Source organism: Blautia sp. HA9023, assembly GCF_056504095.1.
Genome location: NZ_JBWLUR010000010.1, coordinates 427793 through 442678 on the forward strand (window position 1 = coordinate 427793; position 14886 = coordinate 442678).

The following is a 14886-nucleotide window of genomic DNA, read 5'->3' on the forward strand; positions in this document are numbered from 1 at the left end:
CACATCCAATTCACCTATATATAGGTAACATTTTAATAATATTCTTTTATTTACTTAAAGTCAACTATGTAAAGGTAATTTTATATTTTTCCTCTGTTATGATGAACTCAACTTTACAAAGATAACTAATCATAACAGGTGACCGTATGACTTATTCTGATATTTATGCATTACGTATCTGTCAGCTCTGCAAAAATCGTAAAATTACGATAAACAAGCTTGCAACACTGGCTGGACTGAAACAATCCACAATAGATAATATTATACGAGGAAAAAGCAGGAATCCCCAAGTAAGAACACTCCATAAAATCGCTAATGTATTTGGAATGACCTTAAGTGAGTTTCTTGATTTTCCGGAACTCAATGACTATTCCATTGATGATGAAGAAGATGATGAATAATGATTTTTAACACTGTCACTCCCCAATAACATTTATTTTGGGATACAAAAAACCCCTTATCTAAAGTTTAGCATCCGCATTTTTTCAATGCTTTTTCCCTTAAATTACTTGATTTTTCTTTCTTCCTTTTTTAGCATAACAGAAACAGGATTTCCTGATACGCCACAGTTTCTTCCTGTTCAGACTTATAGTATACTTAAATAATCAAATAGAGAGACACCATTTTATTAGTTGAAAAAGCAAGAATCTTTCAACAACCGTTGAAGAATCTGCGGTTGAGCTTCTTCATCGCTACTCTGGCAGGCTCCATCAGCGGCCATTCTTTCCTAAGCCTCCCTTTCAGCATGCCTTATTTTAAACTGCTTTGTTTTCAACCATCAAATTCTATGTCAATTTTAACGCAAAAGTGATTTCCTGTCCTTCCTGCCTGAATACTGCGATTCATCCGAAGCATGATTCCATACTCACTTGTGATCCGTTCCAGATCTTCTTCCCGTTTCTGGACCATTATCTTCGACACCATCAACACTTTTTTACGTTTTTCCATAGATGTTTTGCAGTTATTCCCTTTGATACATTCTGTTTTATAAGAACAACCAGTGCAGTCTGAACATCTGTAATAAGTTTTTATACTGATATATCCTCTCGTCGTTTTACTTCTTCATTCATTTGTAACTGTTCCTCCACTTTCGTACCTGTCATCTGCAACGATTTCTGAATATGTTTCTATGTCAAGAAAAAGCACTCTTTAAAAGTGCTGTATCTGGCCACTTTTAAGGCTACGAAAAATAGGCCAGTACAATTCGAAACTGGGTGCAGGTATATAACAAACTGAGTATTATATACGAAAGGTGCCATCCAGAGTAACAAGTAAACCGACGATTAAGACGGGCGCCCCCTGTGCTTGACATATAATTCAACGACTTTTATATAAAACAAGGGCGAAGGGTCTATCACCCTTGCATTCGTAAAAGAATCTTATTTACAGACTTTTTCTCACAATCTCAAATAAAATAATCCCAAACAAGTTACAAAACGTAAAAACTTTGTACTTGCCGGGATCATTTTATTTGGAACTGACGGTGTTAAAATCATTATTAACCGACAGCCCCTCTGTTTTTCTATTTATTTTTCAGACCTCAGACTATTATGAAATTTAGAAATTTTCTTATCCGGCAATTCCTCTGCTCCACGCAGTAAGAGCTTTCTTGTTATTTCCGTTGAGATCACATCTGCACTTTCTTGTTTTCCAGTCATAAGTAGCTTCTGTATAATAAATATAGTTGCCCTTTACAGATACTTTAATAGCTCTGTCACTAATTATTTTGCATTTGCTTCCATCTCTGTTTATCAGATAGACAGGACCTCCATGAGGGAATCCCACAGCTGTAACCAAGACTTTGTTTTTCACGCTCTGTACTGTTGAACAATCCTTCCCCAGACGTTTTATCTGTCTTTTTTTCAGATTTACCACTGCAAAATTTCCCAGTCCGTCACCATACTGGGTCTGATATCCCATATAAAGATAGGTGCCATCGCAGCCGATAATGCTATCCGCAGGTCCCTCCCCCCTGAAGCTTATCAGCACTTTATTTTTACGGGTTTTCAGATTATACTGAACCAGTTTACGATTTTTGTAAGTTCCTCCAAAGCTGCCGCTCCTCAGAAATGCTGCACTTTCATAATAAAGATATTTTCCGTTTGTTACAATGGAACCACTGGAACAGCTGTTAAGAAGCGCTTTCTTTTTACCATTCTTTGAAGCATATACAATATAACGATTGGTTCTGTCATTGTATTTCATAGAATAAATCGTGCCGTTTACTTTGCCGCTTTTATAAAAAGTAATCTTCTTATATGCACTGAGTCCGTTTGACGCGGCCTGTACATTCTCTGTTGTTCCTACTGCTGTAAACAGCATACTGAATGCCAGCAGTAATACCATACATATGGTCAGCAGTCTGTTACCTTGGTTTCGTTTGTTTTTCATAATTTTCCTTCCTTTCCTGTTGCGGTGTTTACAGATATCGTATATCTATATTTTACACTACAGGAAGACTGTATGTCCATAGATACAAAAAAGAAACAGGTTCTGATTTATTTTCAGTTCCTGTTTCTTTTCATTTTAATCAGGTGGGCATTCTTTTAATTTTATAAAGCTGAATCTAATACGATTGTCTCAAACGGTCTTAATGTGATCTTTCCATCTTCTGCAGTGATCTTCTCATAGTTTCCAAGACGTTTCTGATATGCTTTCCATTCCGGTTGCTGCCGGATCGTTACATTCTCTGCTGTCAGGTTATTAAGAACGATCAGTTCTTCTCCCTGATAGTTACGTCTGTATGCCAGCACATCTGCATTTTCTTTTTCCAGAAATTCGATAGTTCCCTCTGCTATGATATCTTTTTCTTTTCGAAGGGCAATCAGTTTCTTATAGAAGCTGTAAATGGAGTCCGGATCTTTAAGTTCTGTTTCTGCATTGATCTCCTTATAATTCTCGGGAGCTTCGATCCACGGTGTTCCTTCTGTGAATCCTGCGTTTTTGTCATCAGACCACTGCATCGGTGTTCTGCTGTTGTCTCTTGATCTGGCAGCCAGAACCTTAAGAGCCTGCTCTTTGGTTTTTCCCTGATCAAGAAGGATTTTATAATAATTCAGGCTCTCCACATCACGGTACTGGGAAATATCGTTGTAGTGGGCATTGGTCATTCCCAGTTCCTCTCCCTGATAAACATAAGGAGTTCCCCGCATCATGTGAATCGCCGCTGCCAGCATCTTGGCGGATTCTTTCCAGTAAAGGTCCTCATTGCCCATTCTGGACACAACTCGCGGCTGATCGTGATTGCACCAGAAAAGTGCATTCCAGCCATCTCCATCCTGCATTCCCATCTGCCATGTCTCGAACAGTTTTTTCAGTGCTATTCTGTCAGGCTCCATCAGTGTCCATTTATCTCCGTCCTTATAATCTACTTTCAGATGATGGAAATTAAAGCACATGGAAAGCTCTTTTTCCTTCCGTCCTGAATAACGAATACAGTTCTCAAGCGAAGTGGAAGACATTTCTCCTACTGTGATCATATCCTCAATGCCTGTATCTCTGGTCAGTTCCTTAAGATATTCATGTACATGAGGACCGTCTGTATAAAATCTTCTTCCGTCGCCTTCCAGATCATCCTCAAACAGCTCAGGCTTGGAAATTACATTAATTACATCAAAACGGAAGCCTTTTATCCCTTTGTTTTTCCAGAAGCGGATAACTTTTTTCAGTTCACCACGGACTTCCGGGTTCTCCCAGTTCAGATCTGCCTGGGTAACATCATAAAGATGGAGATACCATTTTTTCAGTGATGGTACATACTCCCATGCAGGACCGCCGAATTTTGACTGCCAGTTTGTCGGAATCTGATCTTCCGGTTCATCCCGGAATATGTAGTAGTCCTGATATTTTTTTTCTCCTGCAAGGGCTCTCCGGAACCATTCATGCTCTGTGGATGTGTGGTTGAATACCATATCCAACATCAGACCAATTCCACGGTTATCACACTCTCGGATCAGTTCATCCATATCCTCCATGGTTCCAAACTGTGGATTGATCTTATAATAATCTGCCACATCATAACCGTTATCGTTCATTGGAGAGATAAATACCGGTGTAATCCAGAGATAATCAATTTCTAATTCTTTAAGATAATCCAGCTTTTCAATGATTCCACGGATGTCACCAAAACCATCCCCATCCGAATCCCTGAAGGATTTCGGATAAACCTGATATACTGTCTTTCTGCCAAAATCTGTCATAATTCTTTCCTCCTAAATCAATCGGACATTCATGATCCGATTTCATAGCCTGTACCCACTTCAGTTAAATAAAACGATCTCTGTTTTTCCTGCTTCTGCGTGAATATCTGTTACAAATTCAAAATCTTTCGCATTGCCTTCTTCTGTCACAATACATACTGTCACATCCGGATGGCCTGCTGTCCTAATCTTTTCCCTGTCAAAACGTACCAACGGTGTTCCCTGCTTTACTTTCTGGTTCAGAGATACCAGATACTCAAAACCGTCACCTTGCATTTCCACTGTATCAATTCCAATATGGAGAAGAATCTCCATGCCGTTCTCAAGAGTCAGCCCGCAGGCATGTCTGGACTCGTCCATAAGAACAGTTACTTCACCGTCACATGGCGCATAAAGAGTATCGTTCTCCGGAAGGATGGCAAGACCGTCACCCATAACTCCTTCGGAAAATACGCCGTCATTTACTTCCTTCAGAGGAATTACTTTTCCTGTAAGGAAAGCTCTGAGAGTGTTTGCTCCATCTCCGTTAAGTTCTGTTGTTTCTGTATTTTCTGTTGCGCTGATGCTGCCGGCTTCTGCTGATACATCCACTGTATCTGCGCTGTCCCCGGCTCCCACTCGATCTGCCATGGAAAGTTTTTTCTTTCCAACAATAAATGTCAGTGTCATCGGAATCACAAAAGCGATCACCATACAGATTGCAAAGCTTCCCATATATTTCGGCTGAATGGACAGGATTCCCGGGATTCCACCTACACCTACTGCGTTGGCTGTTGTAGAAGTCATAACGCAGACAACTGCTGAAATAGCAGATCCGATCATTCCACAGATAAACGGGAATCCGTATTTCAGGTTTACACCAAAGATTGCCGGCTCTGTTACTCCAAGGTAACAGGAAATTCCTGCCGGAACATTGACTTCCTGTGCTGCTACATTCTTTTTCTGAAGGATGATCATTCCCATAACCGCAGAACCCTGAGCAATATTGGAAAGTGCGATCATCGGCCACAGCATGGTTCCGCCATAATCTGCGATCAGCTGAAGGTCAATAGCATTGGACATATGATGAAGTCCTGTGATAACAAGAGGTGCATAAACAAATCCGAAAATTGCACCAAATACAACTTTAAAGGATCCTGTGATTCCTGCATATACTACGGAAGAGATCGCAGAACCGATCTTCCATCCGATAGGACCTACAATAAAATGCGCAGCCATTACAGCAAGTACAAGACTGCAGAATGGAACTACAACACTTGAGATCACCTGAGGAGATATTTTTCTGAAAAACCTCTCAAGATAAACAAGTACAAACGCTGCCATGATCGCCGGAAGCACCTGTGCCTGATAACCGATCATGTTCACTTTTACAAATCCGAAATCCCATTTCGGAATATCCGCTGCTGCTGTTCCGGCTACAGAATAAGCGTTGAGAAGCTGGCCGGAAACCAGGGTAAGTCCAAGGACGATACCAAGCATCTCCGTTGTGCCCATTTTCTTGGTCACAGACCAGCAGATACCTACCGGCAGCATGTGGAAGATTGCTTCACCGATCAGCCACAGGAAACTGTCCATTCCGGACCAGAACTGACTGATATCACATAAAGTTTTCGTTCCATTCTCAAAGAAGTAAATGCTGTCAATACAGTTTCGAAATCCCAGGATCAGACCACCGGTGATGATAGCCGGGATCAGCGGTGCAAAGATCTCTGCCAGTGCAGCGATCACCTTCTGGAGAATATTCTGGTTCTTCTTTGCTGCCTGCTTCACTGCATCCTTGGAAACGCCTTCCACTCCTGCCACTTTTACAAAATCATTGTAAAAATCAGCGACTGCATTTCCGATGATCACCTGAAACTGTCCCGCCTGTGTGAAGCTTCCCTTTACCACCTTCATAGCTTCGATTGCTTCCACATCCGCCTTTGACGGATCATTGAGTACAAAACGCATTCTAGTTACACAATGTGATACAGCTGCAATGTTCTCTTTTCCTCCGATGAGGCGAAGCAGCTGCTGGGCATCCTGTGTATACTTTCCCATTTTCCTTTCCTCCATTACATTTTGATGATTATTTCCCTTTGTTCTGATTTGTTTAAACATGTTGTCGATGTTTTATTTATATCACGCTTGTTTAAACATGTCAATATGCTTTTTAAAACTTGTTTAAACATTTCAAAGTATTTGCATTGCGCTTGCCTACAAAATCTTTTATAATGATCCTATAGCATTTCCATAAATTACTGCATCAAGTTCAGCTGCTCAGAACATAAATTGCCGGAAATGCTATAGGAATCATAAATCCTGCTATATTTTTTGACCGAACATGAATGGAGAATAGAAATGCCAAGAAGTATTTATGAAGATATCTATAAAGATCTGAAAATGAAAATCGAAGATAACACTTTTGCCTACCAGGAGCTTCTTCCCCCTGAAAACACCCTGATCCAGACCTACGGCTGCTCCCGAAATACTCTGCGCCGCGCAGTTGGCCTTCTTGTCAGTGACGGCTATGTACAAACCATGCAGGGAAAAGGTGTCCGCAATATCTACCGTCCAAGTGAGCAGACTGCCTTCACCATCGGTGAGATCGAAACATTCAATGAATCTGCTACAAGGAACGGCCAGAATGCCCGCACGGAAGTTGTTCTTTTCACTGAACTGTGCATCAGTGAAAAACAGGCCTCTTACACCGGCTTTCCTGTCGGAGCTGAAGTTTACTATATCCAGCGTATCCACTATCTGGATGATATTCCGCTGATCATCAACCATAACTATTTTCTGAAAGAATCTGTTCCCGGCCTTACTGCCGAGATTGCCAGACATTCCATCTATGAATATCTGGAACAGGAACTTCATATGACCATTGTCAACAGCAAACGTGTGATGACTGTGGAAAAGGTCACAGAGATTGATGAAAAATATCTTCATCTGAATGTAAAAGATTATAACTGCGTGGCTGTGGTATCCAGCCAGACTTACAACAGTGACGGTGTTATGTTTGAGTATACCCAGTCCCGCCATCGTCCGGATCACTTCCGTTTTTATGACAACGCCCTGCGCCGGTGATCCAACAGGCTCCCTGACACTCCCCTTGCGGAAATGCTCAGATTTTCCGATGCTGTGCTGTTTCTTCTTTTCCTGAACTGTGTTATACTGAAACAATCAAATGGAGAGAGGAATTTTTATTCTTATGAAAAAGCGAGAATCTTTTAACAGCCGCTGGGGGTTCATTCTGGCCTGTATCGGGTCTGCGGTTGGAATGGGAAATATCTGGATGTTTCCTACCAGAGTTTCCCTGTATGGAGGGGGATCGTTTCTGATCCCGTATTTTATTTTTGTGGCACTGATCGGATTTACAGGGGTGATCGGTGAGATGAGTTTCGGGCGTGGAACACGTTCCGGCCCCATTGATGCTTTTGGTCTTGCCTGCGAAACAAAAGGCAGGAGGAAACTGGGCGAAACCCTTGGATGGATCCCTGTTGCCGGTGCACTTGCCATGGCTATCGGCTATACCGTTGTCATGGGCTGGATCTTCCGATATATGATCGGAACTTTTACAGGATCCACCCTGGCTCCTGCAGATATTGAGTCCTTTGGTTCCAAATTCGGCGGCATGGCATCTGCCTGGGGAAACAATCTCTGGCAGCTGGCTGCTCTTGTGATCTGTATGTTTATCCTGATGTATGGTGTTGGAAGTGGTATCGAAAAGGCAAACAAGATCATGATGCCGATCTTTTTCGTACTGTTTGTGATCCTTGGCATCTATGTTGCTTTTCAGCCTGGCTCTGCTGCCGGATACCGTTACATCTTCCGTGTGGAACCAGAAGTTCTGGCGAAACCATCCACCTGGATCTTTGCACTTGGGCAGGCATTTTTCTCCCTGTCCGTTGCAGGTAACGGAACACTGATCTACGGGTCCTACCTTCCGGACAGTGAAGATATCCCGGCTTCTGCAGCCAGAGTTGCACTTTTTGATACGCTGGCTGCCATGCTGGCTGCACTCGTGATCATTCCTGCAATGGCAACTACCGGTGCACAGCTTGATCAGGGTGGGCCTGGACTTCTGTTCATCTATCTGCCTCACCTGATCAAAACCATGCCAGGAGGCCGGATCATTGCCATTATCTTCTTTGTGGCGGTATTCCTTGCAGGCATGACTTCTCTTATGAACCTTTATGAGGCACCAATCGCCACAGTCCAGGAAAAAACAGGCCTTGGCCGTATCCCTTCCTGTATGGTGATCGCAGCTATCGGAGTCGTAGTTTCTCTTCTGATCCAGGGCATCGTCTCTGACTGGATGGATGTACTTTCTATCTATATCTGCCCTCTTGGCGCAGGACTTGCAGGGATCATGTTCTTCTGGGTATTTGGCCGGAACTATGTAGAGAGCCAGATCAACAAGGGCCGTGAAAAACCATTCACAAAATATTTTTATCCGGTGTGTAAATATCTTTATATTCCGGTATGCTTTCTAGTGCTGATCCTTGGTATCGTGCTTGGCGGTATCGGATGATAAAACGCTGAAATTTACAGAATGGACTACATAAAAGAATCCCGCGGAAACGGTTTTAAACGTTTCCACGGGATTCTTTTCATTTATATTTTTGCAAAAGGGATGTTCTTTTTTAGAGGGTGTCCGGTTTCTCCACTTCATAATCAGACCAAGATGCAACCGCATCGCTGCCGGATGTATCTGCTGTATCTTCGTATTTATCTACAGTGATCGTATAATCGCTGTCGCCTTCTACATATACGGTTCCGTCTGTTCCTTTAACTGTGACGGTTTTTCCGGAGTCATCCACGATGGTTCCGGCATTGGAAAGTTTGGAGACGGTGCTGTCACCGGTTACTGTCCAGGTAGAATCGTCACTGACATATACGTTGCAGTAACCATCTCCGCCGTTGCCGGCAAAACTCTCATCGTCTATGATAGCTCCTGTCAGGTTGCTTCCGTCTGTCATATAGAAATCAAGCTGGCTGATGGTATCCCAGATCACGCTGCCTTCCATGTCCTGGCTGATCGCGGTAAAGTCACAGTCTGCTCCGTTGGCTCCGCTTTCCCCCCATCCTCTTTCATTGTTATTTCCTGTACAGCGAAGAAAGTACTCATTGTCATTGTTGTATGTGATATCTACATCTTTCAGCGTAATGTCACTCTCTGTGTTGGTTGTGTAGAACACACCGCCGTTCTTGGAAGTAAGGGTTCCGCCGTCCATCTGGAAGGTACTGTTTCCTACTTCGGAATCACCGGACATACTCTGATAGAGGATCACGGTCCAGGTGCTGTCATTCTGACTTAAGTCACTCATATTTCCGGTAAGGTCGCAGTTAAAAAGATGCAGGGAGTTCAGTCCTTCGATGCACACGGCTTCTGATCCGTTTGCTGTAAGTGTGGCATCTTTTACTGCAATATCTGCGGTGCAGTATACTGCCGGTGAACCTACACCATTGGATGTGTAAGTTCCGCCGTCTACGACCATGGTTCCGCCGCCGCGGTCGCTCCGGATAGCTGCTGCGGATTCTCCGTCTGTCTCCACATTCAGATCCCAGGCGTATAATTTACCGCCGCCGGCTGCATGGATTCCACCGGAAGTATCCTGTGTTGTCTTAATGGTAGTGTCTGCCGCGTAGACAGTTCCATCGCCGTAGGCAAAAAGTCCTGCTCCTCCGGCTGCGTCAGTGGTTACAGTTCCGCCTTTTACATAGGCATTTCCGTCTGTTGCAAGAAGCGCTGCTCCTACACCGTAAAAACTGGAGTTGTCACCGCCTGTACTGTCGGAGGAGTTTCTTGTGATATCTATATTATTAAAAGTAACATTTGCTCCTGAGGAAACAAGTGCCGCGTTCTCGTCTGTTCCTGTGGATTCCAGGGATGTATCCGATACTTCTGTATCAGAATCATACGTATTGGCTGTGTCATAGCTGTCTACTCCCTGGGACTGACCTCCCGGTGCTCCACCAGGACCTCCCTGACCGCCGCCCATATCTGTGCTCTGCACTTTGATGGTAAGGGCATTTTCGTCGTCGTCTGTGGTGATGGCTACGATGTCACCTTCCTGAATATCGGAGAGTTCGATGGTCTCACTCTGGGAATTATTACCGTCCGGAGCACCACCCTGGTCGCCGCCTGGGGCCTGATTGTTTCCGTTATCTCCGTCTGACTTCTCCGGGGCTTCTCCCTGGTTTCCTCCTGGGGCTCCGCCCGGACCTTCGGCGCTTTCTTTTGTGATCACGGTATCATCCGTCACTGTGACTGTCATCTCATCTCCGGTCAGATCCAGCATGGAAGGTGCCTCTCCCTGATCTCCGCCAGGGGCTCCACCATTTCCATCTGCATTGTCACCGTCCGGTTTCTCCGGGGCTTCTCCGTTATCTGTTGAATCCCCATCTTTGCTGTCCGTTTTATCGGACTCTGCATCTTTGCTGTCAGATTCTGTGCTCTCTGCATCGGATGTATCAGCAGAAGCATCTCCGCTTCCATTCTCATCCGGCTTCTCAGGTGCTCCACCGTTTCCGCCCATATCTTTCATTGTTCCAACTGCGATGGTGATCTTTCCGTCTTCCACAGATTTCACTTCACCGTAGGTCACATCTTCCTCATCAGAATCTTCTTTATCCGCATCTGCGCTGCTGTCACTGTCGTCTGTGCTTTCTGCACTCTCTGCCGTTGTATCTTCTGTCCCTTTATTATCTGAACTTTCCGCTGTATTCGTTGTTGTCTCTGTTGTCGCTGCCCCGCATGCGGTAACAGATGCTGTTGCCATCATAATTCCTAAGATTGCTGCAAGATATTTTTTCTTCATATGAACACCTCTCTTTTTCTTGTATGCTCATACTATATCAGCAAAATCTGTTCACTTTATGTTTAAAACATGAAAAAAGTGTGAGTGATAATATCCACTTTGAGATTTTTTTCCGAAAAAAAGCACAAAAAAGACCCGGCAGTTTAAAACCACCAGGCCCTTTACAGAATTTCTTATTTATCTCTCCAGATGATTCTTCCTTTGGAAAGATCATACGGAGAAAGTTCGATCGTTACTTTATCTCCCGGGAGAATACGGATGAAGTTCATACGGAGCTTACCGCTGATATGGGCAAGTACCACATGTTTGTTTTCCAGTTCTACTTTAAACATCGCGTTAGGCAGTTTCTCCAGAACAGTGCCTTCTACTTCGATCACATCTGCTTTTGACATTTTTTACCTCCTATGTCATGACAACAATTGCTGCTTACAGATTTGTAAGCGTCAGAATCTCTGGTTCCCCATCTGTAATGAGGATCGTGTTTTCATAATGTGCGGAAAGTGAACCATCCATGGTTACTACTGTCCACTCATCGTCCAGCCATGCCACGTCCGCACGACCAAGGTTGATCATGGGCTCGACGGCCAGGGTCATTCCCGGAAGGAGCTTGATGCCCCTGCGCTTCTGCGGGAAGTTTGGAATCTGCGGATCCTCATGAAGATGAGTTCCGATTCCATGTCCTACAAGGTCACGTACAATACCGTAACGGTATTTCGCTGCGTGGGCTCCGATGGCTTTGGAAATATCATTTAAATGATTTCCGGCTTTTGCCATTTTCAGTCCTTCAAAAAAGCACTCTCTTGTAACTTTAATAAGCTGCTGTGCCTCTTTGGATACTTCACCTACCGCATAGGTACGTGCTGCGTCAGAATGGTAGCCCTTGTAAATCAGGCCGGCGTCGATCTTAACCAGATCCCCGTCCTGGATAATCTTCTCTTCGGATGGAATTCCATGCACAACCTCATCATTCAGGCTGATACAAAAAGAAGCCGGAAAACCTCCGTAATTCAAAAAGTTCGGAATACAGCCCATAGACCGGATCATTTCTTCTCCAATCTTATCAATCTCCTTGGTGCTGACGCCTGGTTTGATATAAGGGATCAAACCATCATGCACCTTCTCCAGAAGATGGCCGGATTCTCTCATAAGTTCTATTTCATGCTGTGTCTTAATTGTTACGGACATTCTTATTCTCCTAAGATGTCAACGATCTCCTGGAATACCTCATTCAGATCCCTGGTTCCGTCTACCGTCTTCAAAACACCCTGTCTGGTGTAATAGTCAATCAATGGCTGTGTCTGCTCATGATAAACATTCAGACGCTTCTGGACTGTTTCCGGCTTATCATCGTCACGGAGTACAAGCTTGTCACCACAGGTATCACAGACACCTTCTGTTTTCGGTGCTGCGAACTCAACATGATAAGTTGCACCGCATTTTACGCAGGCACGACGACCGCCCATACGTTTCACGATATTATCATCCGGTACATCCACATCGATTGCATAGTCAATTTTGCTTCCAAGTTTGTTCAGAGCCTCTGTCAGACATTCTGCCTGCGGAATTGTTCTCGGAAAACCATCCAGAACATATCCTTCTCTTGCATCCTCCTGCTGGATTCTGTCAACAACAAGGTCACAGGTCAGTTCATCCGGAACAAGAAGTCCCTGATCCATGTAAGTTTTTGCTTTGTTTCCAAGCTCGGTACCGTTTTTGATGTTGGCACGGAAAATATCTCCTGTGGAGATGTGCGGAATCCCATATTTCGCCGCAATTTTCTTGGCCTGAGTACCTTTGCCTGCCCCCGGTGCACCCAACATAATAATTCTCATAGCATACCCTCCATTTTCCTGTTTGCTGCCTGATTTTCAGACAGTCCTGTTTACAAATCAAGGCTGCGACACTTTCGCACCGCAACCTTCATTTTCAATTAGTTCAGGAAGCCTTTGTAATTACGTACAAGCAGCTGAGATTCCATCTGCTTAACGGTCTCCAGGATAACACCTACGATGATGATGATAGATGTTCCTCCGAAGGAAACGTTCGCGCCAAATACACCGTTAAAGAAGAACGGAATAACGGCCACGATAACAAGACCTACTGCACCTATAAATATAATATAATTCAGGATTTTAGTCAAATAATCTGAAGTCGGTTTTCCCGGACGGATGCCTGGGATAAAACCGCCCTGCTTTTTGATATTATCGGCTACTTCCAACGGATTAAAGGTAATGGATGTATAGAAGTATGCGAAGAATACGCAAAGTACTACATACACGATCAGACCCCAGCTATACTGGATCTGACTTGGATTACACCAGTTATTAGAGGAAAGTCCTCTTAAGATCTCACTTCCAATGCCTGTTCCGTTTCCTTTGCCAGCAAACTGTGCAATGATTGACGGGAATGACATAATGGAAGAAGCAAAAATAACCGGGATAACACCGGCAGTATTTACCTTGAGCGGGATGTTTGTGGACTGACCGCCCATCATCTTACGTCCAACCATCTTTCTGGAATACTGAACCGGAATTCTTCTCTCTGCTCCGTTGAGGATAAGTACGAGCACTACAACAAACAGGATGATCACAGCAATAATGCAGGCTGCGAGCATGCCTTTTGCAATTGTTTTGCCCTTGACGAAGTTCTCATAAAGAAGGGATACATCGCTCGGGATCCTGGACACGATATTGATTGTCAGGACGATGGAAATACCATTTCCAACACCCTTCTCTGTAATACGCTCGCCCAGCCACATAAGCATTGCGGAACCCGCTGTTAAACTTGCAACAACTACGATTCCTTTAAGGAAGTTCATGTTCGGGATCATACCCTGACGTCCGAATCCGATTGCCATGGCAACAGACTCAAACAGAGCAAGACCAACGGTTACATAACGTGTGATTGCTGTAAGCTTTTTTCTGCCTTCTTCTCCGTCACGCTGCATTTCTTCCAGTGCCGGAATGGCAATGGTAAGAAGCTGAATGATAATGGAAGAAGTAATGTAAGGTGTGATGTTCAATGCAAAAATTGACATCTGAGTAAAGGAACCGCCGGTGAACGCATCAAAGAAATTGAATGCGTCACCGGTATTAGATTCAAACCACTGCTTGAAGAAGTCACTGTCGACTCCCGGTACAGGAAGCTGGGATCCAATTCTGATCACGAATATCATCCAGATCAGATAGAGAAGTTTCCTTCTCATTTCCTTTACTTTGAAAACACTCTTAAGAGTCTCAAACATTAGATCACCTCTACTGTACCACCAGCAGCTTCAATTTTTGTTTTTGCAGTCTCGCTGACAGCGTTTACTTTAACATTGAGTTTTTTTGTAAGCTCGCCGTTTCCAAGGATCTTAACACCATCACCGATCTTGGAGATTGCACCGCTTGCAAGTAAGCTGTCAACTGTAACCTCTGCGCCATCCTCAAAACGATTGAGAACGTCTACATTGATTGCGATAATTTCTTTGGAGTTTCTGTTAGTGAAACCTCTCTTAGGAAGACGTCTGTATAAAGGCATCTGACCTCCCTCGAATCCCGGTTTCTTGTGTCCGGAACGAGCAAGCTGTCCTTTATGTCCTTTACCAGCAGTTTTGCCGTTTCCTGAACCATGTCCACGGCCTCTTCTGAAGTTATCGCTATGCTTGGAACCCTCTGCGGGTCTTAAGTTTGATAATTCCATTCTGGCACCTCCTTAATCTTCTACTTTTACCAGGTGCTGCACCTGCTGAATCATTCCTCTGGTTGCAGCGTTGTCTGGCATCTCAACTGTTTTATGCATCTTTGTAAGACCCATAGCTTTTACAGTTTTTTTGTGCTTCGGTACTGCACCGATTGGAGATTTTACCAGTGTAACCTTGATTGTATCTGCCATTTCCATTT

13 protein-coding genes and 1 pseudogene are annotated in these 14886 nt (G+C 43.9%); 3 read left to right on the forward strand and 11 right to left on the reverse strand.

All coding sequences use genetic code 11. The annotated features are described in order from the left end of the window. The first annotated feature begins 146 nt into the window (after positions 1 to 146). Positions 147 to 401, forward strand: coding sequence for a helix-turn-helix domain-containing protein (locus AC04Q6_RS17470; protein ID WP_021976089.1), 255 nt, complete (start codon positions 147 to 149; stop codon positions 399 to 401). 370 nt (positions 402 to 771) lie between these two features. Here AC04Q6_RS17470 and AC04Q6_RS17475 read toward each other — a convergent pair. From AC04Q6_RS17475 to treP, 4 genes and pseudogenes are all read right to left on the reverse strand, one after another. Continuing rightward, positions 772 to 1044, reverse strand: a pseudogene (locus AC04Q6_RS17475) (transposase); the annotation flags it as partial. Between the two features lie 525 nt (positions 1045 to 1569). Continuing rightward, positions 1570 to 2391, reverse strand: a complete 822-nt coding sequence (locus AC04Q6_RS17480) for a hypothetical protein (protein ID WP_118071084.1) — start codon at positions 2389 to 2391, stop codon at positions 1570 to 1572. Between the two features lie 161 nt (positions 2392 to 2552). Continuing rightward, complete coding sequence (gene treC, locus AC04Q6_RS17485) at positions 2553 to 4199, reverse strand: alpha,alpha-phosphotrehalase (protein WP_021976091.1); 1647 nt, start codon at positions 4197 to 4199, stop codon at positions 2553 to 2555. 60 nt (positions 4200 to 4259) lie between these two features. Continuing rightward, positions 4260 to 6239: a PTS system trehalose-specific EIIBC component gene (gene treP, locus AC04Q6_RS17490; protein WP_118071085.1), complete on the reverse strand. Its 1980-nt coding sequence runs from the start codon at positions 6237 to 6239 to the stop codon at positions 4260 to 4262. A 300-nt stretch (positions 6240 to 6539) separates the two neighbouring features. Here treP and AC04Q6_RS17495 point away from each other — a divergent pair, with 300 nt between their 5' ends. After that, positions 6540 to 7265, forward strand: coding sequence for a UTRA domain-containing protein (locus AC04Q6_RS17495; RefSeq protein WP_118071086.1), 726 nt, complete (start codon positions 6540 to 6542; stop codon positions 7263 to 7265). Positions 7266 to 7389: 124 nt separating this feature from the next. Continuing rightward, positions 7390 to 8712, forward strand: a complete 1323-nt coding sequence (locus tag AC04Q6_RS17500) for a sodium-dependent transporter (protein WP_021976094.1) — start codon at positions 7390 to 7392, stop codon at positions 8710 to 8712. 112 nt (positions 8713 to 8824) lie between these two features. On the opposite strand, the gene AC04Q6_RS17505 is transcribed toward AC04Q6_RS17500, so the two are convergent. From AC04Q6_RS17505 to rpmD, 7 genes are all read right to left on the reverse strand, one after another. Next, positions 8825 to 11002, reverse strand: coding sequence for an ICP22 family protein (locus AC04Q6_RS17505; RefSeq protein ID WP_118071087.1), 2178 nt, complete (start codon positions 11000 to 11002; stop codon positions 8825 to 8827). 173 nt (positions 11003 to 11175) lie between these two features. Next, positions 11176 to 11394, reverse strand: a complete 219-nt coding sequence (gene infA, locus AC04Q6_RS17510; protein ID WP_005428560.1) for a translation initiation factor IF-1 — start codon at positions 11392 to 11394, stop codon at positions 11176 to 11178. 34 nt (positions 11395 to 11428) lie between these two features. Next, positions 11429 to 12187 (reverse strand): type I methionyl aminopeptidase, encoded by a 759-nt coding sequence (gene map / locus AC04Q6_RS17515; protein ID WP_021975812.1) that lies wholly within the window; start codon positions 12185 to 12187, stop codon positions 11429 to 11431. 2 nt (positions 12188 to 12189) lie between these two features. Next, positions 12190 to 12834, reverse strand: coding sequence for an adenylate kinase (locus AC04Q6_RS17520; protein ID WP_021975811.1), 645 nt, complete (start codon positions 12832 to 12834; stop codon positions 12190 to 12192). A gap of 98 nt (positions 12835 to 12932) precedes the next feature. Then, positions 12933 to 14246 (reverse strand): preprotein translocase subunit SecY, encoded by a 1314-nt coding sequence (gene secY / locus AC04Q6_RS17525; RefSeq protein WP_021975810.1) that lies wholly within the window; start codon positions 14244 to 14246, stop codon positions 12933 to 12935. Then, positions 14246 to 14686: a 50S ribosomal protein L15 gene (gene rplO / locus AC04Q6_RS17530; RefSeq protein WP_015526933.1), complete on the reverse strand. Its 441-nt coding sequence runs from the start codon at positions 14684 to 14686 to the stop codon at positions 14246 to 14248. The genes secY and rplO overlap by 1 nt, the downstream gene beginning before the upstream one ends. Positions 14687 to 14698: 12 nt before the next feature. After that, positions 14699 to 14878: a 50S ribosomal protein L30 gene (gene rpmD / locus AC04Q6_RS17535; RefSeq protein WP_015526932.1), complete on the reverse strand. Its 180-nt coding sequence runs from the start codon at positions 14876 to 14878 to the stop codon at positions 14699 to 14701. Between the last annotated feature and the right edge of the window lie 8 nt (positions 14879 to 14886).

Excerpts from the sequence above, each read along its gene's own strand:
- rpmD (WP_015526932.1), bottom strand. The coding sequence starts at position 14,878 with ATGGCAGATACAATCAAGGTTACACTGGTAAAATCTCCAATCGGTGCA.
- treC (WP_021976091.1), bottom strand. The coding sequence starts at position 4,199 with ATGACAGATTTTGGCAGAAAGACAGTATATCAGGTTTATCCGAAATCC.
- AC04Q6_RS17505 (WP_118071087.1), bottom strand. The coding sequence starts at position 11,002 with ATGAAGAAAAAATATCTTGCAGCAATCTTAGGAATTATGATGGCAACA.
- AC04Q6_RS17520 (WP_021975811.1), bottom strand. The coding sequence starts at position 12,834 with ATGAGAATTATTATGTTGGGTGCACCGGGGGCAGGCAAAGGTACTCAG.
- AC04Q6_RS17470 (WP_021976089.1), top strand. The coding sequence starts at position 147 with ATGACTTATTCTGATATTTATGCATTACGTATCTGTCAGCTCTGCAAA.
- AC04Q6_RS17495 (WP_118071086.1), top strand. The coding sequence starts at position 6,540 with ATGCCAAGAAGTATTTATGAAGATATCTATAAAGATCTGAAAATGAAA.
- AC04Q6_RS17480 (WP_118071084.1), bottom strand. The coding sequence starts at position 2,391 with ATGAAAAACAAACGAAACCAAGGTAACAGACTGCTGACCATATGTATG.
- treP (WP_118071085.1), bottom strand. The coding sequence starts at position 6,239 with ATGGGAAAGTATACACAGGATGCCCAGCAGCTGCTTCGCCTCATCGGA.
- AC04Q6_RS17500 (WP_021976094.1), top strand. The coding sequence starts at position 7,390 with ATGAAAAAGCGAGAATCTTTTAACAGCCGCTGGGGGTTCATTCTGGCC.
- map (WP_021975812.1), bottom strand. The coding sequence starts at position 12,187 with ATGTCCGTAACAATTAAGACACAGCATGAAATAGAACTTATGAGAGAA.
- rplO (WP_015526933.1), bottom strand. The coding sequence starts at position 14,686 with ATGGAATTATCAAACTTAAGACCCGCAGAGGGTTCCAAGCATAGCGAT.
- infA (WP_005428560.1), bottom strand. The coding sequence starts at position 11,394 with ATGTCAAAAGCAGATGTGATCGAAGTAGAAGGCACTGTTCTGGAGAAA.
- secY (WP_021975810.1), bottom strand. The coding sequence starts at position 14,246 with ATGTTTGAGACTCTTAAGAGTGTTTTCAAAGTAAAGGAAATGAGAAGG.